Origin of the sequence: Vibrio gallaecicus, from assembly GCF_024347495.1 — a bacterium.
Taxonomy (GTDB): Bacteria; Pseudomonadota; Gammaproteobacteria; order Enterobacterales; family Vibrionaceae; genus Vibrio; species Vibrio gallaecicus.
The window spans coordinates 3,091,188-3,110,221 of the sequence record NZ_AP025490.1 but is presented as its reverse complement, the minus strand read 5'-3'; the positions used below and the strand labels follow the sequence as shown (position 1 = coordinate 3,110,221).

The window sequence follows — 19,034 nt, the reverse complement described above, 5'->3', positions numbered from 1 at the left end:
GTACCCACACAGATTGATTAGGTTTAGAAAGTAAAAGAGACGAAGAACTCCCAAGTTCTTCAATATCCAGTGTCCCGTTCGTCTAGAGGCCTAGGACACCGCCCTTTCACGGCGGTAACAGGGGTTCGACTCCCCTACGGGATACCATTGGGTCGTTAGCTCAGTTGGTAGAGCAGTTGACTTTTAATCAATTGGTCGCAGGTTCGAATCCTGCACGACCCACCATTCTTTCTCCGCGAAGGAATTAAAACTATCGTGGGCGATTAGCTCAGTTGGGAGAGCACCTGCCTTACAAGCAGGGGGTCACTGGTTCGAGCCCGGTATCGCCCACCATTCTCTAAATATTCTTGGTTATATTCATATCCAAACCACTTCTTTTGTCGCTGGTTGGTATGTTTGACTCTGAGAGTCTTTAGAAAATGTGAATTTTAGAACACTGGTTCTTAAAGTCTCATGCTCTTTAACAATTTGGAAAGCTGACTGATTGATTACTTACGAGTAATTCAATCAAATTTAAAAGTTCTCAATGTTTATCTTTAACTAGATAAACACAACAAACACATTCAAGTGTCTTGTATTCGAATCAAACCTAGTTTGATTCACAATTGAGTCCGGCAAACAGTTATCAAGAATTAACCCTTCTTGATGACAACCAAAACCTTGGTTAGTTGCCATACACTAAGACCCTTTCGGGTTGTATGGTTAAGTGACTAAGCGTACACGGTGGATGCCTTGGCAGTCAGAGGCGATGAAAGGCGTAATAACTTGCGATAAGCCCAGATTAGGTAGTAATAACCTTTTGAGTCTGGGATTCCTGAATGGGGAAACCCACTTACATAAGTAAGTATCCTGTTGTGAATACATAGCAACAGGAGGCAAACCGGGGGAACTGAAACATCTAAGTACCCCGAGGAAGAGAAATCAACCGAGATTCCGAAAGTAGCGGCGAGCGAAATTGGATTAGCCCTTAAGCTTTTAATGATGCAGGTGAAGACTCTGGAAAGTGTCGCAACAAAGGGTGATAGCCCCGTAACCGACGCATCATAATCAGTGAAATCGAGTAGGGCGGGACACGTGATATCCTGTCTGAATATGGGGGGACCATCCTCCAAGGCTAAATACTACTGACTGACCGATAGTGAACCAGTACCGTGAGGGAAAGGCGAAAAGAACCCCTGTGAGGGGAGTGAAATAGAACCTGAAACCGTGTACGTACAAGCAGTAGGAGCACCTTCGTGGTGTGACTGCGTACCTTTTGTATAATGGGTCAGCGACTTAATTTTAGTAGCAAGGTTAACCGTTTAGGGGAGCCGTAGGGAAACCGAGTCTTAACTGGGCGTACAGTTGCTAGGATTAGACCCGAAACCAGGTGATCTAGCCATGGGCAGGTTGAAGGTTGAGTAACATCAACTGGAGGACCGAACCGACTAATGTTGAAAAATTAGCGGATGACTTGTGGCTAGGGGTGAAAGGCCAATCAAACCTGGAGATAGCTGGTTCTCCCCGAAAGCTATTTAGGTAGCGCCTCGGACGAATACTACTGGGGGTAGAGCACTGTTAAGGCTAGGGGGTCATCCCGACTTACCAACCCTTTGCAAACTCCGAATACCAGTAAGTACTATCCGGGAGACACACGGCGGGTGCTAACGTCCGTCGTGGAGAGGGAAACAACCCAGACCGCCAGCTAAGGTCCCAAAGTATAGCTAAGTGGGAAACGATGTGGGAAGGCTCAGACAGCCAGGATGTTGGCTTAGAAGCAGCCATCATTTAAAGAAAGCGTAATAGCTCACTGGTCGAGTCGGCCTGCGCGGAAGATGTAACGGGGCTAAGCTATACACCGAAGCTGCGGCTACGTACCTTAGGGTATGTGGGGTAGGGGAGCGTTCTGTAAGCCGTTGAAGGTGGTCTGTAAGGGCTGCTGGAGGTATCAGAAGTGCGAATGCTGACATGAGTAACGATAAAGGGAGTGAAAAACTCCCTCGCCGGAAGACCAAGGGTTCCTGTCCAACGTTAATCGGGGCAGGGTAAGTCGACTCCTAAGGCGAGGCCGAAAGGCGTAGTCGATGGGAAACAGGTTAATATTCCTGTACTTCTTATAATTGCGATGGGGGGACGGAGAAGGCTAGGTGAGCCTGGCGACGGTTGTCCAGGTCCAAGTACGTAGGCGGAAAGTTTAGGTAAATCCGGACTTTCATTAACGCTGAGATACGATGTCGAGCTACTACGGTAGTGAAGTCATTGATGCCATACTTCCAGGAAAAGCCTCTAAGCTTCAGATTATAAGAAATCGTACCCCAAACCGACACAGGTGGTCGGGTAGAGAATACCAAGGCGCTTGAGAGAACTCGGGTGAAGGAACTAGGCAAAATGGTACCGTAACTTCGGGAGAAGGTACGCTCTTATCAGTGAAGTCCCTTGCGGATGGAGCAGACGAGAGTCGCAGATACCAGGTGGCTGCAACTGTTTATTAAAAACACAGCACTGTGCAAAATCGTAAGATGACGTATACGGTGTGACGCCTGCCCGGTGCCGGAAGGTTAATTGATGGGGTTAGACTTCGGTCGAAGCTCTTGATCGAAGCCCCGGTAAACGGCGGCCGTAACTATAACGGTCCTAAGGTAGCGAAATTCCTTGTCGGGTAAGTTCCGACCTGCACGAATGGCGTAATGATGGCCACGCTGTCTCCACCCGAGACTCAGTGAAATTGAAATCGCTGTGAAGATGCAGTGTACCCGCGGCTAGACGGAAAGACCCCGTGAACCTTTACTACAGCTTGGCACTGAACATTGACCCTACATGTGTAGGATAGGTGGGAGACTATGAAATTGCGTCGCTAGATGTGATGGAGTCGTCCTTGAAATACCACCCTTGTATGCTTGATGTTCTAACGTCGGTCCCTGAATCGGGATTACGGACAGTGCCTGGTGGGTAGTTTGACTGGGGCGGTCTCCTCCCAAAGAGTAACGGAGGAGCACGAAGGTGGGCTAAACACGGTTGGACATCGTGTGGTTAGTGCAATGGCATAAGCCCGCTTGACTGCGAGAATGACAATTCGAGCAGGTGCGAAAGCAGGTCATAGTGATCCGGTGGTTCTGAATGGAAGGGCCATCGCTCAACGGATAAAAGGTACTCCGGGGATAACAGGCTGATACCGCCCAAGAGTTCATATCGACGGCGGTGTTTGGCACCTCGATGTCGGCTCATCACATCCTGGGGCTGAAGTCGGTCCCAAGGGTATGGCTGTTCGCCATTTAAAGTGGTACGCGAGCTGGGTTTAGAACGTCGTGAGACAGTTCGGTCCCTATCTGCCGTGGGCGTTGGAAAATTGAAAGGGGCTGCTCCTAGTACGAGAGGACCGGAGTGGACGAACCTCTGGTGTTCGGGTTGTCATGCCAATGGCATTGCCCGGTAGCTAAGTTCGGAATCGATAAGCGCTGAAAGCATCTAAGCGCGAAGCGAGCCTTGAGATGAGTTTTCCCTGACGCTTTAAGCGTCCTTAAGGGTTGTCGTAGACTACGACGTTGATAGGCAGGGTGTGTAAGTGCTGCGAGGCATTGAGCTAACCTGTACTAATTGCCCGTGAGGCTTAACCATACAACACCCAAGGGGTTTTGTGGACTCATAGAAATACCAGACCTTGAATGAGTTTGAAGAGAACAAAAACAGCTTTCCAGATTATTTTGCCTTCAGTTTTTAAACTGAAAGTAAAAGCAAAATTTGCTTGGCGACCATAGCATTGTGGACCCACCTGATCCCATGCCGAACTCAGAAGTGAAACACAATAGCGCCGATGGTAGTGTGGGGCTTCCCCATGTGAGAGTAGGACATCGCCAGGCTTTAAATTAAATCTTTAGGTTGACCAACCTGGAGATATGGACGCTCACTTAGTGAGTTGACCACTGCGGAGTGGTAGTTCAGTTGGTTAGAATACCGGCCTGTCACGCCGGGGGTCGCGGGTTCGAGTCCCGTCCACTCCGCCACTATTTGAAAAGCCCTAGTCTTACGACTAGGGCTTTTTACGTTTCAAGGAATATGTTTTTAGGTCTGTACCTGAATAGCATAAGGCGTGGGTGATCGCTTCTTGTCGACGCCATCAATAGATTGAATAGCTTTTTCTCATTTAATACGCCTCTCCAAGCTGTCTTTCCTCATTACTATTAATAGCAGTATCTGTAAGTTCTGTTTCTAACTAATAGTTTTTATAATTCTAGCTTTTACTCGAAGAAATAGCTTTTTAGCTCAATTTGATGTGTTATGAACGCTGATATTAAGTCTTTAGGTTGGATATATCGAGGTGGGGTTGGGTTTAAACGGTAATATAAGTTCATCTCTATTAATTTATAATGATAAAAATTAAGCCCAGCATTAAAAATACTGGGCTTGTGCTTATAATATCTGTTTTAAAACTCTATCAGCTTTGACTCTGGTTATCTTCCGTATGAGCTTTTGAACTTGATCTGGGTAGGTTTCAATTTTTTCTAATTGCTTATAGGTGCAGATAAGCTGAGTGTGTTGAAGAATGTTATCTACTTCAGCTTGGAACTTGTTTGATAGATGGTTGTAGTGATCTTGAATAAAAATCCCATTCTCTAAATCTAACTTCCAAGCTCTTGGGTTTAAATTGTTCCCAGTTAACAGCATATAGCGTTTATCGACCCAAATCCCTTTTAGATGGAAGCTATTATTGTCATGTTTCCATAAGTGGATAGAAAGATTACGACTTGCAATATGTGACTCATTAGCTTTTGCAAAGCGTCGTAGGTTTACTTCATATAGGTAAGGTAAACCACCAATAGTTTTGAATTCTTCCTCCGGAGAGATAAAGAAGTCATTCGCCGTTTTATCGCCGACTACAATACGTATTTTTACGCCACGTTTAAGTGCTTTTTTTACTTCTTTGGCAAGGCTTGGTGGGAAATTAAAATAAGGTGTGCAAATGAATACTTCGTCTTTTGCTTGTGCAATCAGCTGATTTATACCTTGATTTAATCTATTACGTCTCTTTCCTATGCCTACTAGCGGAGTTATTGCCACTTGCTCAGTAGATATATCTTGAGAGTCGAACTTGTATTGAGAGCGTGCTAGAGCTGATCTAAGTTGCCTAATGGCTGGTTTAATCTCTTTTGTTGTTGGCTTTTTAGACTTTGCTAAGTCATTGACTGCACTATCTGCAATCATTTCATTATGTATATACGCATACATCGAGTTTGCTAGAGCTATGTTTTTCATAACATGATAGCGATCAAAGCGGTAGCGATCGTGGTAGTTCAAATAGATATTGTTGAGACTTGCTCCGCTATAAATAACGGAATCATCGATTATAAAGCCTTTGAGGTGAAGAACCCCAAAAACTTCACGACCACGGACAGGGACCCCATAAACTGGGATGGAATGTTCATATTGTTCTGCGAAGGTTCTATACATTGCAGCATTACCTTCAGAAGACTCAGCACCAATTAAGCCTCTTTGAGCGCGATGCCAATCCACACAAATACTGATATCTAATTCAGGCTTAACTTGCTTTGCTTCATACAAGGCGGTCATGATTTCACGACCTGCATCGTCGTCTTCTAAATACAATGCAACTAAGCAGATTCGCTCAGTTGCTGACGAGATTTCTTTAAGTAAACGAATTCTGAACTCTTGCGCTGAGAGTAGTACATCAAACTGATCTGGATCTTGTGCCAAAGTTGGCAACTGTACTAATGGATTCCTACTGGCAATCATATCGACTGTTTTACCTTAAAAGTATGCAAAATTGCGGACCACTAATTTTATCAAAGTCATACCCATAATGACTAGACAATCGAGCCATTCTTTAACAATTTGCTTGGAAGTGCATCGGAATGAGATCTTTACCGCTATTTGTGTAGCGTAAAAATAATGTTTTTAAGCTATTCGGTAGATCTACTACATCTATCTTCTTGAAATAATGTGCGGAGTAAAAGCTTTCAAGGTGGCGATAAGCAAAGCAGAAATCTTGGTTGGTGAGGATATTTGAGACGCAATAGTTCATTAACAGACTACCATGTCCTTGCCCACGTAACGCGGTTGAAATCACCATGCCAGTTAATAAGCGATATTCTTCAATACTTCTAAAGCGAACAATACCTATAATTGAGTTGTCTTTTGTTAATGAGTAAATTAACTCGCTCTTGTTTACTTTACCTGTTGGATAATGTTCTTTATAAAACTTTTTAACCAGTGGGACTTTTATTGGGTCTAGTTGACTTATTTCGACATTGTTCATTCTGTCACTGCGCTGTTTAATTATCTGCTGTAGAATACACTGAGTGTAATTTAACTAAATAGCGCCATGCAATCTTATCTGAACGCCAACCTCAAAGCTTTCCATACATTTTCGATTGATCAAACCTGTGAGGTATTAGTCGAAGTGCATTCCGTTGAAGAGCTCATCACCGTTTATCAATCAGAAGAGTGGAAACACTTACCTAAGCTGATACTTGGTAAAGGCAGCAATATGCTGTTTACAAGGCACTTTTCTGGCGTGGTTATAATCAATAGGATTTTAGGGAAAAAGGTCTCTGACGAACCCAATGGCTTCAAGTTACATATTTCTGGTGGAGAAGATTGGCCTGACTTAGTTGGATGGAGTGTAGAAAAGAATATGGCAGGTTTAGAAAACTTAGCTATGATTCCTGGGTGTGCAGGCTCCGCTCCTATTCAGAATATAGGTGCTTATGGTGTTGAATTTAAGGATGTTTGTGAGTATGTCGATATCCTTTGCCTTGATACTTTTAAAGTTAAACGACTATCGCGCAGTGACTGTTTATTTGACTATCGAGATTCAATATTTAAACATGATTTATATGAAAAATCAGTCGTCATCGCAATAGGACTATTTTTAGAAAAGCCTTGGAAGGCATGTAACCACTACGGACCATTAAAAGAACTTGCCTCTGATAACTTGTCTTCTCAATCTATCTTTAATGAGGTCTGCAAAATACGAACTGAAAAGCTTCCCGATCCAATGCAACAAGGTAATGCAGGAAGTTTCTTTAAAAACCCGGTGATCTCCAAGGATCTTTTTGATCGTGTTCAAGCTAAGTTTCCCGACATTGTTGGCTATCCCTGTGGTGAAACAGTAAAAGTTGCTGCTGGGTGGCTCATTGACCAATGTGGATATAAAGGTTTGCGTGAGGGAGGGGCTCAAATTCACGCTAAACAGGCACTTGTTATTATTAATGCAGGCTCGGCTACTTCAGATGATGTCATCATTTTGGCAAAGAGAGTCCGTGAGGCGGTACGTGCACGTTTTGAGATTGATTTGGAACATGAGGTTCGTTTCATTGGAAATAAATGTGAAACTAACTTAGCTGAAATTGTGGACAATCAATGATGAAAGAACATAGTACAAAGCTGACTCTACTCACGTGTCTTTCTGATGGTCAATTCCATTCAGGTGAAAAACTTGGTGAATTGCTCGGTATTTCACGAGCTGCGGTGAGTAAACATATCAAAGGCATACAGTGTTGGGGCATTGATATTTTCCGGGTACAAGGTCGTGGGTATCAATTAGCTGACTCTCTTGAAATGCTTAGTCAAAGCTCGTTAGTTGCAGCTTCCGATGACGCCTCAGTCGATGTGATTCCTATCATTGATTCTACAAACCAATATCTACTCGATAGAACGAATGAACTCGCTTCTGGATCGGTATGTCTTGCTGAGTATCAAGCCGCTGGACGTGGTCGTCGTGGTCGAGAGTGGGTATCTCCATTTGGCGCAAACTTATACTTATCAATGTATTGGAAACTTGATGCCGGCATGGCTGCTGCAATGGGGTTAAGCCTTGTTGTAGGGGTAGCTGTTGTCGAAGCCTTAGAAAAAATAGGGGTTCAGGGAATTAAATTAAAATGGCCGAATGACCTTTATTATAACGATAAAAAACTTGCAGGGATATTGGTCGAGCTATCAGGTCAAGCCGGTGGTGCTGCTCATATTGTCATTGGCTTAGGTCTAAATATGTCGATGAAATCGGAAGTTGAAGGGATTGATCAGCCATGGACGTCACTTACAGAAGTTTGTAATGGAGAAGTTCCTAACAGAACGGAACTTGCTCAAGCATTAATTTGCGCATGGCATACTGCGTTAACTGATTACGAATTGAATGGGATGTCAGGGTTTGTCCCTAGATGGAATCGCTTGGATAATTTCTTAGGTCGAAATGTACGGTTATTGATTGGACCAAGGGAGTTAGAGGGAGAAGTCATGGGAATTAATGAACAAGGTGCCGTGTTACTCAAGACTCATAATGGTCTTGAGAGTCACATTGGTGGAGAAATATCCCTTAGAAAAAATGATTAATCACTTCTACTACTTTCTTAAAAGTACTTCTTCTACTGTGTGATTTTGTCCTTTGCGTAGGATCAGATGGGCACGTTCTCGAGTCGGCAAAATATTTTGCTCTAGATTAAGGCCATTAATTGATTGCCAAATGCTTTCAGCTTTCTCAAAAGCTAATTGATTGGACAGTTTTGTATAATGACTAAAATAAGAGCCAGGTTTAGTGAAGGCTCCTTCTCTGAATTTCATAAAACGGTTGATATACCACTCTTTAATGAGTGAGCTATCAGCGTCGACATAAAGAGAAAAATCTAAAAAGTCTGAAATAAATACTCTATGTGGCTCATGTGGGTAATTCATCCCGCTTTGAAGTACGTTCAATCCCTCAATGATTAAAACATCAGGTAGGTCTACAACCTTGTTCTCACCCGTAATGTTATAGGTTAAATGTGAATAAACTGGAGCCGTAACATTACGTTTGCATGCCTTCACGTCTGAAACAAATTGGACTAAACGTTTTATATCGTAAGACTCTGGAAAACCCTTTTTAGTCATTAAACCTCGCGCTTGTAACTCCTCATTAGGATATAGAAAACCATCAGTCGTGATGAGTTCAACTTTAGGGTGATTTTCCCAACGAGATAATAAAGCTTTTAGTAACCTAGCTGTCGTACTTTTCCCTACAGCAACACTGCCTGCTATACCAATAATGAAAGGTGGCGCTTTATCTGTTTTATCTAAAAACTGATGTAGGACTGAATTACGGTTTTGTCTGGCGGCGACATATAGATTGAGTAAGCGAGATAAAGGGAGGTAAATGTCGACTGCTTCTTCAATTGTGAGCTTTTCATTAATGCCTTGAAGCTCTTTTAAGTCGCTTTCTGATAGCGTCATTGGCACGGAATTTCTTAGATCAGACCAATGCGTGCGATCAAATGACATAAATGGGCTCATACAACACTCTATAGAAAGAAAATCAATTGAATGGAAAATACAGCAAGCGGTTCATAAATCAAATATCTAAAATGATCAGCTTGAATATAATCTCCTAAAACTTGAGATAAACAGTACTCTAAAGTGCCTATATTGAAGATTTTTTTAATTTTTTTAATTTTCCTATTGCAAGGTGGAAAATCATTCAATAAAATGCGCCCCACTTGTGCCGACTTAGCTCAGTAGGTAGAGCAACTGACTTGTAATCAGTAGGTCACCAGTTCGATTCCGGTAGTCGGCACCACTTTCTCCATCTGTTATTCAGGCCATGAGAGAAAGCTAAAAAATTTGGAGGGGTTCCCGAGTGGCCAAAGGGAGCAGACTGTAAATCTGCCGGCACTGCCTTCGATGGTTCGAATCCGTCTCCCTCCACCATATTCTAAAGGTTAAATAGCTCAAAAGAGTTACGTGTTGCGTGCATCGTATAATGGCTATTACCTCAGCCTTCCAAGCTGATGATGCGGGTTCGATTCCCGCTGCACGCTCCAACTCATTTTTGTGTGCTGATATAGCTCAGTCGGTAGAGCGCACCCTTGGTAAGGGTGAGGTCCCCAGTTCGACTCTGGGTATTAGCACCAGTCTAAAGCATACTTTTCCTTTTTATATCATAACGCCATTTTTTTGGTTGCGTGGCTTAATGCCACCTAATACCCGTACCTAGAGGGACACCCCATGTCTAAAGAAAAATTTGAACGTACGAAACCGCACGTAAACGTTGGTACTATCGGCCACGTTGACCACGGTAAAACAACTCTAACAGCTGCTATCTGTACTACACTTTCTAAAGTGTACGGTGGTGAAGCAAAAGACTTCGCATCTATCGATAACGCTCCAGAAGAGCGTGAGCGCGGTATCACAATCGCAACTTCTCACGTTGAGTACGATACTCCTGAACGTCACTACGCACACGTAGACTGTCCTGGACACGCCGATTATGTTAAAAACATGATCACTGGTGCTGCTCAAATGGATGGCGGTATCCTAGTTGTTGCTGCTACAGATGGTCCTATGCCACAAACTCGTGAGCATATCCTACTTGGTCGTCAAGTTGGTATCCCTTACATCATCGTATTCATGAACAAATGTGACATGGTTGATGACGAAGAGCTACTTGAGCTAGTAGAAATGGAAGTTCGTGAACTTCTTTCTGAGTACGAGTACCCAGGAGACGACCTTCCAGTAATTCAAGGTTCTGCACTTGGCGCTCTAAACGGCGAAAAGCAGTGGGAAGACAAGATTGTTGAGCTTGCAGAAGCACTAGATTCTTACATTCCACTTCCAGAGCGTGCTGTTGATCTACCGTTCCTACTTCCTATTGAAGATGTGTTCTCAATTCAAGGTCGTGGTACTGTTGTTACTGGTCGTATCGAGCGTGGTATCCTACGTGTAGGTGACGAAGTAGAAATCGTTGGTATCAAAGAGACTACTCTTACTACTTGTACTGGTGTTGAAATGTTCCGTAAGCTGCTTGACGAAGGTCGTGCAGGTGAGAACGTTGGCGCACTTCTACGTGGTACTAAGCGTGATGACGTTGAACGTGGTCAAGTACTTTCTGCGAAAGGTTCAATCAACCCACACACTAAGTTTGAGTCTGAAGTATATGTACTTTCTAAAGACGAAGGCGGCCGTCACACTCCTTTCTTCAAGGGTTACCGTCCACAGTTCTACTTCCGTACAACTGACGTAACAGGCGATATCACTCTACCTGAAGGCGTAGAAATGGTAATGCCAGGTGACAACGTTCAAATGACTGTTGAGCTAATCGCTCCAATCGCAATGGACGAAGGTCTACGTTTCGCAATCCGCGAAGGTGGCCGTACAGTTGGTGCTGGTGTTGTAGCTAAAATCTTTGCATAAGATTTGACGAACCACTAGTAAAAAGGGCATCATTTGATGCCCTTTTTCTGCGCTAAAAAAAGAGTTGCTTGATTTAACGTCAATTTTAGCTCTTAGCAAAGAATTCTATGGTTATTTTGTTTGAAATGGCTATTAAATGTGTTGTTTTGCAACGCAAAGGAATGTGCCCTGCAACAGCGGGGTTATTGTCGTCTATATTTAAGACTTATCACAGGTTGGTTTTATGAAAGCAAACGCTGAAACTCCTGATAGCTCAAATGCAGCAGATACAATGAAGTGGGTAGCCGCTTTTGTTCTGTTAGCTGCCGCTGTTGTGGGTAATTACCTGTATGGTGAATTGTCTGTTGTAATTCGCGCTGCAGGTGTAGTTGTGCTGATTGCTGCCGCACTAGGCGTTGCAGCAACAACAACTAAAGGTAAAGCTGCGATCTCGTTCGCTCAAGAGTCTCGAGTTGAAATTCGCAAAGTGGTTTGGCCTACTCGCCAAGAAACTATGCAAACTACGTTGATCGTGTTAGCTGTATGTATTGTTATGTCACTAGTGCTATGGGGAATTGACGGCATTATGGTCCGTTTAGTTGCTCTAGCGACTGGTGTGTGAGGGTTCTGATTCATGAGTGAAGCTCCAAAAAAACGTTGGTATGTAGTTCAAGCCTTTTCTGGCTTTGAAGGTCGTGTTGCACAATCGCTACGCGAGCATATTAAAATGCACAACATGGAAGAACTGTTTGGCGATGTGCTAGTACCTACTGAAGAAGTAGTGGAAATGCGCGCAGGTCAACGTCGTAAGAGTGAACGTAAGTTCTTCCCTGGCTATGTATTAGTTCAAATGATTATGGAAGACGAATCATGGCACTTAGTGCGTAGTATCCCTCGTGTTATGGGCTTCATTGGTGGTACCTCTGATCGTCCGGCACCAATCACAGACAAAGAAGCCGATGCTATCTTGAACCGTCTAGAGAAAGCGAGTGAATCTCCGCGTCCTAAGACAATGTTTGAAGCGGGTGAAGTGGTTCGTGTTAATGATGGTCCGTTTGCTGACTTTAACGGTACAGTTGAAGAAGTAGATTACGAGAAGAGCCGCATTAAGGTTTCTGTATCGATCTTTGGTCGTGCAACACCTGTTGAGCTTGAATTTGGTCAAGTTGAAAAACTTGATTAAAAAAACACCTTTTTAGGGTTGTTATAGGCGCGAATTATGATTATAATTTCGCGCCTTTTTACTTCTATGGAAGTGAAAAGAATTTATTGAAAAACTGGGGAGCTTGTTTTACAAGCGCATGTACCCACTAATAGGAAATATCATGGCTAAGAAAGTTGAAGCTTATATCAAACTGCAAGTTGCAGCTGGTATGGCAAACCCAAGTCCACCGGTTGGTCCTGCTCTAGGTCAACACGGCGTGAACATCATGGAATTCTGTAAAGCGTTCAACGCAAAAACAGAATCTGTTGAGAAAGGTCTACCTACTCCAGTAGTTATTACTGTTTACAACGACCGTTCTTTCACGTTCGTAACTAAGACTCCACCTGCTGCTGTTCTTCTTAAGAAAGCTGCTGGCGTTAAGTCTGGTTCAGGTCGTCCAAACACTGAAAAAGTTGGTACTGTAACTGACGCTCAAATCCAAGAAATCGCAGAAACTAAAGCTGCTGATATGACTGGTGCTGACATCGAAGCAATGAAGCGTTCTATTGCTGGTACTGCTCGTTCAATGGGCCTAGTGGTAGAGGGATAAGATCATGGCAAAACTTACTAAGCGTATGCGCGTAATCCGCGACAAAGTTGAAGTTACTAAAGAGTACGAAATCAACGAAGCTGTAGCTCTTCTTAAAGAACTAGCGACTGCTAAATTCAATGAAAGTGTTGACGTTGCTGTTAACCTTGGCATTGATGCTCGTAAATCTGACCAAAACGTACGTGGCGCAACAGTGCTACCTCACGGTACTGGCCGTGAAATCCGCGTTGCTGTTTTCACTCAAGGTGCAAACGCAGAAGCTGCTAAAGCTGCTGGCGCAGATATCGTTGGTATGGAAGATCTTGCTGAGCAAGTGAAAAAAGGCGTAATGGACTTTGACGTTGTTGTTGCTTCTCCAGATGCAATGCGCGTTGTTGGTCAACTAGGTACTATCCTAGGTCCACGCGGTCTAATGCCAAACCCTAAAGTTGGTACTGTAACTCCTAACGTTGCTGAAGCAGTTAAGAACGCTAAAGCTGGTCAGGTTCGTTACCGTAACGACAAAAATGGCATCATTCACACTACTATTGGTAAAGCATCTTTCGAAGCTAACGAGCTTCAAGAGAACCTAGAAGCACTTCTAGTGGCTCTTAAGAAAGCTAAACCTTCTTCAGCGAAAGGTACTTTCCTGAAGAAAGTAAGCATCTCTACTACTATGGGTGCTGGTGTTGCTGTTGATCAGGCTAGCCTGAATACTCAAGCAAACTAATTTGATTAGGCGCAGATTTAGTGTATACTTCTGCGCCTAATATTTGTGGTTGGGTGGTTTTTGAAGCAATTCATAATCATCTATCCCAAGACCGTAGGCGCTGTTAATTTTCGAGAGAATATTGATAGCTTAATAAAACCTACGTAGGCGACGTTATAGATATTTTATAACATCGTAAACGCTCATTACACAATGTAATGAGTGCTGTAATCACAACCAGAGGTTAATCCAAATGGCTTTAAATCTTCAAGACAAAAAAGCAATTGTTGCTGAAGTCAACGAAGCAGCCAGTGGTGCACTTTCTGCAGTTGTAGCTGATTCTCGTGGCGTTACTGTTGGCGCGATGACTTCTCTACGTAAACAAGCGCGTGAAGCGGGTGTTTACATGAGAGTTGTTCGTAACACTTTAGCACGTCGTGCAGTAGAAGGTACTCAGTACGAGTGTCTACAAGACACATTTACTGGTCCATCTCTACTTGCATTCTCTAACGAGCACCCAGGTGCTGCAGCGCGTCTTTTCAAAGACTTCGCTAAAGAGAATAAAGACTTCGAGATCAAAGCTGCTGCATTTGAAGGCGCAGTTACTGATGCTGATGTACTAGCGACACTACCAACTTACGACGAAGCTATCGCACGCCTAATGATGTGCATGAAAGAAGCTTCTGCTGGTAAACTGGTACGTACTATCGCTGCTGTTCGTGATCAAAAAGAAGAAGTTGCGGCATAAGCCCTGCTTTATTTGATTACAAAATAAATTATTGTTGACTTAAAAGAGAATTGTTATGTCTATTACTAACGAGCAAATCCTAGACGCAGTTGCAGAAATGTCTGTAATGCAAGTTGTTGAGCTTATCGAAGCTATGGAAGAGAAATTCGGCGTATCTGCTGCTGCTGCAGTTGTTGCTGGTGGCGCTGCTGCTGAAGCTGCTGAAGAGCAAACTGAATTTGACGTAATCCTAACTGCTGTTGGCGGAAACAAAGTTTCTGTAATCAAAGCAGTACGTGGCGCTACAGGTCTAGGCCTTAAAGAAGCTAAGGGTCTAGTAGACTCAGCTCCTGCTGCACTTAAAGAAGGCGTTGACAAAGCTGAAGCTGAAGCTCTAAAAGCGACTCTAGAAGAAGCTGGCGCGACTGTTGAAGTTAAGTAATTATTACTTGATTTCTTAGCCGCAAGGCTAATGGCTGGTGGTTTATTAACCACCGGCCTTTTTGCGCTGTAGGGCTTTGATGAATTTTCCCGCTGTTTAACCATCATTGTCTGAGCAAAAAACCAATTCATATTTTCGAAATGATTGGTAACTACAGTAAACAGCTGTTAGTCACTACCCCCTCTGCTGAGTGTTTTGGGTAGTTTGGGTCACTTATCAGCGAGCTGAGGAACCCCATGGTTTACTCTTATACCGAGAAAAAGCGCATCCGTAAGGATTTTGGTACTCGTCCACAAGTTTTGGACATTCCATACCTGTTATCGATCCAGCTCGATTCGTTCGACAAATTTATCGAACAGGATCCTGAGGGGCAATACGGTCTTGAGGCTGCTTTTCGTTCTGTTTTTCCAATTCAGAGCTACAACGGCAATTCCGAGCTGCAATACGTTAGCTACCGTCTTGGTGAGCCAGTTTTTGATGTTAAAGAATGTCAAATTCGTGGTGTAACTTATTCAAAACCTCTACGCGTAAAATTGCGCCTAGTTATCTTTGATAGAGATGCACCTGCAGGCACCGTAAAAGACATTAAAGAACAAGAAGTCTACATGGGCGAAATTCCGCTTATGACAGACAATGGTACTTTTGTAATCAATGGTACCGAGAGGGTTATCGTATCCCAGCTGCACCGAAGCCCAGGCGTGTTCTTCGACAGCGATAAGGGTAAAACCCACTCATCGGGTAAAGTTCTTTATAACGCACGTGTAATTCCTTACCGCGGCTCATGGCTAGACTTTGAGTTCGATCCTAAGGATAACTTATTCGTACGTATCGACCGTCGTCGTAAGCTACCTGCTTCAATCATCCTTCGTGCACTTGGTAAATCGACGGAAGAGATCCTAGATCTGTTCTTCGACAAAGTGAACTTCGAAGTGAAAGACCAAACTCTATTAATGGAGTTGGTTCCTGATCGTCTACGTGGTGAAACTGCGTCATTCGACATTGAAGCTAACGGTAAGACTTACGTTGAGACTGGTCGTCGAGTTACTGCTCGTCATATCCGTCAACTTGAAAAAGATGGCGTTGAGCACATCGAAGTACCAGTAGAGTACATCGTTGAAAAAGTTGCTGCTAAAGATTACATCAATGAAGCAACTGGCGAGATAATCGTTGGCGCAAACCAAGAGATTACACTAGAGGCACTTGCTAACCTTTCTCAAGCAGGTCACAAAGCTCTAGAAGTACTGTTCACGAATGATCTAGACCATGGTCCATTCATGTCAGACACTCTACGTGCAGATAGCACAGTAGATCGCATCTCTGCATTGGTAGAAATCTACCGCATGATGCGTCCTGGCGAGCCACCGACGAAAGAAGCTGCAGAATCATTGTTCGAAAGCCTATTCTTCTCTGAAGATCGTTACGACCTATCAACTGTAGGACGTATGAAATTCAACAGCTCTATCGAGCGTGAAGAAGAAGAAGAGCGCGGTACTCTGGATGAATCAGACATCATTGAAGTGATGAAGAAACTGATCGGCATCCGTAACGGTAAAGGCGAAGTGGACGATATCGACCACCTTGGTAACCGTCGTATCCGTTCTGTAGGTGAAATGGCAGAAAACCAATTCCGTGTTGGTCTAGTTCGTGTAGAACGTGCCGTTAAAGAACGTCTAAGCCTTGGTGACCTTGATGCAATCATGCCTCAAGATCTTATCAACGCTAAACCGATCTCTGCTGCAGTTAAAGAATTCTTTGGCTCTTCACAGCTTTCACAGTTCATGGACCAAAACAACCCATTGTCAGAAGTTACGCACAAACGTCGTATCTCTGCTTTAGGTCCAGGCGGTCTAACTCGTGAACGCGCAGGCTTTGAAGTACGTGACGTTCACGTAACTCACTACGGTCGTCTATGTCCGATCGAAACGCCTGAAGGTCCAAACATCGGTCTAATTAACTCGCTATCTGCGTTTGCGCGTTGTAACGATTACGGTTTCCTAGAAACTCCGTACCGTCGCGTTGTAGATGGTGTAGTAACAGAAGAAGTTGATTACCTGTCGGCAATCCAGGAAGGTCAATTCGTTATCGCACAGGCAAACACGGTTCTTACTGAAGAAGCGACGTTTGCTGATGAGCTAATCACTGCTCGTCAAAAAGGTGAATCTGGTCTTCACCCTCGCGATCACGTTGACTACATGGACGTTGCGACAAACCAAGTAGTATCTATCGCTGCTTCGCTTATCCCGTTCCTAGAACACGATGATGCGAACCGTGCATTGATGGGTGCGAACATGCAACGTCAAGCTGTACCAACACTTAAGGCTGATAAGCCTCTAGTAGGTACTGGTATTGAACGTAACATCGCAGTTGACTCTGGTGTTACAGCGGTTGCTAAACGTGGTGGTCAAGTTCAGTCTGTTGACGCTTCTCGTATCGTAGTTAAGGTTAACGAAGATGAATTGGTACCTGGCGAAGCTGGTATCGATATCTACAACCTAACTAAATACACGCGTTCGAACCAAAACACATGTATTAACCAACGTCCAACTGTACTTCCTGGTGAACCAGTTGCACGCGGCGATGTTCTTGCTGATGGTCCTTCAACTGACCTTGGTGAACTTGCTCTTGGCCAAAACATGCGTATCGCGTTCATGCCTTGGAACGGTTACAACTTCGAAGACTCGATCTTAGTATCTGAGCGCGTAGTTCAAGAAGACCGTTTCACGACAATCCACATCCAAGAACTATCTTGTGTGGCTCGTGATACTAAGCTGGGCTCTGAAGAGATCACAGCTGATATTCCAAACGTAGGTGAGTCTGCTCTGTCTAAACTAGACGAGTCAGGTATCGTTTACATTGGTGCTGAAGTTAAGGGTGGCGACATCCTAGTTGGTAAAGTGACACCTAAAGGTGAAACTCAACTGACTCCTGAAGAGAAGCTACTACGTGCTATCTTCGGTGAGAAAGCATCTGATGTTAAAGATACTTCTCTACGTGTACCAAACTCTGTTTCGGGTACTATCATTGATGTACAAGTCTTCACTCGCGATGGCGTAGAGAAAGACAAACGTGCACTTGAAATCGAGCAGATGCAGCTTAAAGAAGCTAAGAAAGATTTAACTGAAGAGTTCCAAATTCTTGAGGGTGGCCTTCTTAACCGTGTTAAAGCTGTACTTCTGTCTGGTGGTTACTCTGAAGCTAAGCTTGATACTATCGGTCGTAAGCAATGGCTAGAGCAAGTTCTAGAAGACGATGCGCTACAAACACAGCTTGAGCAACTTGCTGAGCAGTGGGATGAGCTAAAAGCAGACTTCGATAAGAAGTTTGAAACTAAGCGTCGTAAAATCACTCAAGGTGATGATCTAGCGCCTGGCGTTCTTAAGATTGTTAAAGTTTACCTAGCGGTTAAACGTCGTATCCAGCCTGGTGATAAGATGGCCGGTCGTCACGGTAACAAAGGTGTAATCTCTAAGATTAACCCTGTTGAAGACATGCCATACGATGAGAAAGGTCAGCCTGTAGACATCGTACTTAACCCGCTGGGTGTACCATCGCGTATGAACATCGGTCAGATCCTAGAAGTTCACTTAGGTTTGGCTGCGAAAGGTATCGGTGACAAGATCAACCAAATGGTTAAGGAACAGCAAGAACTTCATAAGTTCCGTGAGTTCCTACAGAAGGTTTATGATCTTGGTGATACTCGTCAGAAAGTTGATATTGCTGAACTATCTGATGATCAGGTTCGTACACTGATTAAGAACCTACGTGGCGGTCTACCGATTGCTACTCCTGTGTTCGATGGTGCTTCTGAGTCTCTAATCAAAGAACTACTTAAACTGGGTGATCTGCCAGAATCTGGTCAGCTTAAACTGTTTGATGGTCGTACTGGTGATTCGTTTGAGCGTCCTGTAACTGTTGGTTACATGTACATGCTGAAACTGAACCACTTGGTTGATGACAAGATGCATGCTCGTTCAACTGGTTCTTACAGCCTAGTAACTCAGCAACCACTTGGTGGTAAAGCTCAGTTCGGTGGTCAGCGTTTCGGTGAGATGGAAGTATGGGCACTAGAAGCATACGGTGCTGCATATACTCTACAAGAAATGCTAACAGTTAAGTCAGATGACGTTAACGGCCGTACTAAGATGTATAAGAACATCGTAGATGGTAACCATAGCATGGAACCTGGCATGCCAGAGTCGTTCAACGTACTGTTGAAAGAGATTCGCTCGCTAGGTATCAACATCGAGCTAGAAGACGAAGAGTAATCCCTCTTTTTTAAAAGAAGATTGG

At 43.8% G+C, this 19,034-nt stretch carries 14 protein-coding genes, 8 tRNA genes and 2 rRNA genes; 20 read left to right on the top strand and 4 right to left on the bottom strand.

The features are described from left to right. Positions 1-71: 71 nt before the first annotated feature. The 3 genes from OCU78_RS13665 to OCU78_RS13655 all read left to right on the top strand — a co-directional run bounded on the left by OCU78_RS13665 (position 72) and on the right by OCU78_RS13655 (position 333). Positions 72-147: transfer RNA gene (locus tag OCU78_RS13665), tRNA-Glu, on the top strand. A 2-nt stretch (positions 148-149) separates the two neighbouring features. Continuing rightward, positions 150-225: transfer RNA gene (locus OCU78_RS13660), tRNA-Lys, on the top strand. Positions 226-257: 32 nt separating this feature from the next. Then, positions 258-333: transfer RNA gene (locus OCU78_RS13655), tRNA-Val, on the top strand. Positions 334-540: 207 nt separating this feature from the next. Here the strand turns inward: OCU78_RS13655 and OCU78_RS13650 are convergent. Beyond that, positions 541-675, bottom strand: a complete 135-nt coding sequence (locus OCU78_RS13650) for a hypothetical protein (RefSeq protein WP_261856019.1) — start codon at positions 673-675, stop codon at positions 541-543. A 25-nt stretch (positions 676-700) separates the two neighbouring features. On the opposite strand from OCU78_RS13650, the gene OCU78_RS13645 reads away from it, so the two are divergent. The 3 genes from OCU78_RS13645 to OCU78_RS13635 all read left to right on the top strand — a co-directional run bounded on the left by OCU78_RS13645 (position 701) and on the right by OCU78_RS13635 (position 3,980). After that, a 23S ribosomal RNA gene (locus OCU78_RS13645) occupies positions 701-3,594 on the top strand. Positions 3,595-3,720: 126 nt separating this feature from the next. Then, a 5S ribosomal RNA gene (gene rrf, locus OCU78_RS13640) occupies positions 3,721-3,836 on the top strand. Positions 3,837-3,903: 67 nt separating this feature from the next. Beyond that, positions 3,904-3,980, top strand: a tRNA-Asp gene (locus tag OCU78_RS13635). A gap of 406 nt (positions 3,981-4,386) precedes the next feature. Here OCU78_RS13635 and pssA read toward each other — a convergent pair. Continuing rightward, positions 4,387-5,727: a CDP-diacylglycerol--serine O-phosphatidyltransferase gene (pssA, locus tag OCU78_RS13630; protein WP_137375011.1), complete on the bottom strand. Its 1,341-nt coding sequence runs from the start codon at positions 5,725-5,727 to the stop codon at positions 4,387-4,389. Between the two features lie 91 nt (positions 5,728-5,818). Continuing rightward, the gene (locus OCU78_RS13625; RefSeq protein ID WP_137375012.1) at positions 5,819-6,250 is read right to left on the bottom strand and encodes a GNAT family N-acetyltransferase; all 432 of its coding nucleotides are present in this window, start codon (positions 6,248-6,250) and stop codon (positions 5,819-5,821) included. 66 nt (positions 6,251-6,316) lie between these two features. Here OCU78_RS13625 and murB point away from each other — a divergent pair, with 66 nt between their 5' ends. Then, positions 6,317-7,360 (top strand): UDP-N-acetylmuramate dehydrogenase, encoded by a 1,044-nt coding sequence (gene murB, locus OCU78_RS13620; protein ID WP_137375013.1) that lies wholly within the window; start codon positions 6,317-6,319, stop codon positions 7,358-7,360. After that, on the top strand, positions 7,360-8,325 hold the full coding sequence (gene birA, locus OCU78_RS13615; RefSeq protein ID WP_137375218.1) for a bifunctional biotin--[acetyl-CoA-carboxylase] ligase/biotin operon repressor BirA: 966 nt from the start codon (positions 7,360-7,362) through the stop codon (positions 8,323-8,325). The genes murB and birA overlap by 1 nt, the downstream gene beginning before the upstream one ends. A gap of 9 nt (positions 8,326-8,334) precedes the next feature. Here the strand turns inward: birA and coaA are convergent, their stop codons facing one another. Next, entirely contained in the window at positions 8,335-9,258 is a 924-nt protein-coding gene (gene coaA, locus OCU78_RS13610) for a type I pantothenate kinase (RefSeq protein ID WP_137375014.1), read from the bottom strand. 207 nt (positions 9,259-9,465) lie between these two features. Here coaA and OCU78_RS13605 point away from each other — a divergent pair. The 12 genes from OCU78_RS13605 to rpoB all read left to right on the top strand — a co-directional run bounded on the left by OCU78_RS13605 (position 9,466) and on the right by rpoB (position 19,009). Further along, positions 9,466-9,541 (top strand) — tRNA-Thr (locus tag OCU78_RS13605). Positions 9,542-9,587: 46 nt separating this feature from the next. Further along, positions 9,588-9,672 (top strand) — tRNA-Tyr (locus tag OCU78_RS13600). A gap of 38 nt (positions 9,673-9,710) precedes the next feature. Then, positions 9,711-9,785, top strand: a tRNA-Gly gene (locus OCU78_RS13595). Positions 9,786-9,799: 14 nt separating this feature from the next. Further along, positions 9,800-9,875, top strand: a tRNA-Thr gene (locus OCU78_RS13590). Positions 9,876-9,969: 94 nt separating this feature from the next. Next, on the top strand, positions 9,970-11,154 hold the full coding sequence (tuf, locus tag OCU78_RS13585) for an elongation factor Tu (protein ID WP_137375015.1): 1,185 nt from the start codon (positions 9,970-9,972) through the stop codon (positions 11,152-11,154). Positions 11,155-11,377: 223 nt separating this feature from the next. Further along, complete coding sequence (gene secE / locus OCU78_RS13580) at positions 11,378-11,755, top strand: preprotein translocase subunit SecE (protein ID WP_137375016.1); 378 nt, start codon at positions 11,378-11,380, stop codon at positions 11,753-11,755. 12 nt (positions 11,756-11,767) lie between these two features. Continuing rightward, positions 11,768-12,316, top strand: a complete 549-nt coding sequence (nusG, locus tag OCU78_RS13575; protein ID WP_137375017.1) for a transcription termination/antitermination protein NusG — start codon at positions 11,768-11,770, stop codon at positions 12,314-12,316. A 142-nt stretch (positions 12,317-12,458) separates the two neighbouring features. Continuing rightward, a complete protein-coding gene (gene rplK, locus OCU78_RS13570; RefSeq protein ID WP_026084318.1) occupies positions 12,459-12,887 on the top strand; it encodes a 50S ribosomal protein L11 in 429 nt (142 codons plus the stop codon). 4 nt (positions 12,888-12,891) lie between these two features. Beyond that, a complete protein-coding gene (rplA, locus tag OCU78_RS13565) occupies positions 12,892-13,596 on the top strand; it encodes a 50S ribosomal protein L1 (RefSeq protein ID WP_137375018.1) in 705 nt (234 codons plus the stop codon). 232 nt (positions 13,597-13,828) lie between these two features. After that, positions 13,829-14,323, top strand: coding sequence for a 50S ribosomal protein L10 (gene rplJ, locus OCU78_RS13560; RefSeq protein WP_137375019.1), 495 nt, complete (start codon positions 13,829-13,831; stop codon positions 14,321-14,323). Between the two features lie 55 nt (positions 14,324-14,378). Further along, a complete protein-coding gene (rplL, locus tag OCU78_RS13555) occupies positions 14,379-14,744 on the top strand; it encodes a 50S ribosomal protein L7/L12 (protein WP_137375020.1) in 366 nt (121 codons plus the stop codon). Between the two features lie 236 nt (positions 14,745-14,980). Next, positions 14,981-19,009: a DNA-directed RNA polymerase subunit beta gene (gene rpoB / locus OCU78_RS13550; RefSeq protein WP_137375021.1), complete on the top strand. Its 4,029-nt coding sequence runs from the start codon at positions 14,981-14,983 to the stop codon at positions 19,007-19,009. Positions 19,010-19,034 lie beyond the last annotated feature (25 nt).

Excerpts from the sequence above, each read along its gene's own strand:
- OCU78_RS13650 (WP_261856019.1), bottom strand. The coding sequence starts at position 675 with ATGGCAACTAACCAAGGTTTTGGTTGTCATCAAGAAGGGTTAATTCTT.
- pssA (WP_137375011.1), bottom strand. The coding sequence starts at position 5,727 with ATGATTGCCAGTAGGAATCCATTAGTACAGTTGCCAACTTTGGCACAA.
- OCU78_RS13625 (WP_137375012.1), bottom strand. The coding sequence starts at position 6,250 with ATGAACAATGTCGAAATAAGTCAACTAGACCCAATAAAAGTCCCACTG.
- murB (WP_137375013.1), top strand. The coding sequence starts at position 6,317 with ATGCAATCTTATCTGAACGCCAACCTCAAAGCTTTCCATACATTTTCG.
- birA (WP_137375218.1), top strand. The coding sequence starts at position 7,360 with ATGAAAGAACATAGTACAAAGCTGACTCTACTCACGTGTCTTTCTGAT.
- coaA (WP_137375014.1), bottom strand. The coding sequence starts at position 9,258 with ATGAGCCCATTTATGTCATTTGATCGCACGCATTGGTCTGATCTAAGA.
- tuf (WP_137375015.1), top strand. The coding sequence starts at position 9,970 with ATGTCTAAAGAAAAATTTGAACGTACGAAACCGCACGTAAACGTTGGT.
- secE (WP_137375016.1), top strand. The coding sequence starts at position 11,378 with ATGAAAGCAAACGCTGAAACTCCTGATAGCTCAAATGCAGCAGATACA.
- nusG (WP_137375017.1), top strand. The coding sequence starts at position 11,768 with ATGAGTGAAGCTCCAAAAAAACGTTGGTATGTAGTTCAAGCCTTTTCT.
- rplK (WP_026084318.1), top strand. The coding sequence starts at position 12,459 with ATGGCTAAGAAAGTTGAAGCTTATATCAAACTGCAAGTTGCAGCTGGT.
- rplA (WP_137375018.1), top strand. The coding sequence starts at position 12,892 with ATGGCAAAACTTACTAAGCGTATGCGCGTAATCCGCGACAAAGTTGAA.
- rplJ (WP_137375019.1), top strand. The coding sequence starts at position 13,829 with ATGGCTTTAAATCTTCAAGACAAAAAAGCAATTGTTGCTGAAGTCAAC.
- rplL (WP_137375020.1), top strand. The coding sequence starts at position 14,379 with ATGTCTATTACTAACGAGCAAATCCTAGACGCAGTTGCAGAAATGTCT.
- rpoB (WP_137375021.1), top strand. The coding sequence starts at position 14,981 with ATGGTTTACTCTTATACCGAGAAAAAGCGCATCCGTAAGGATTTTGGT.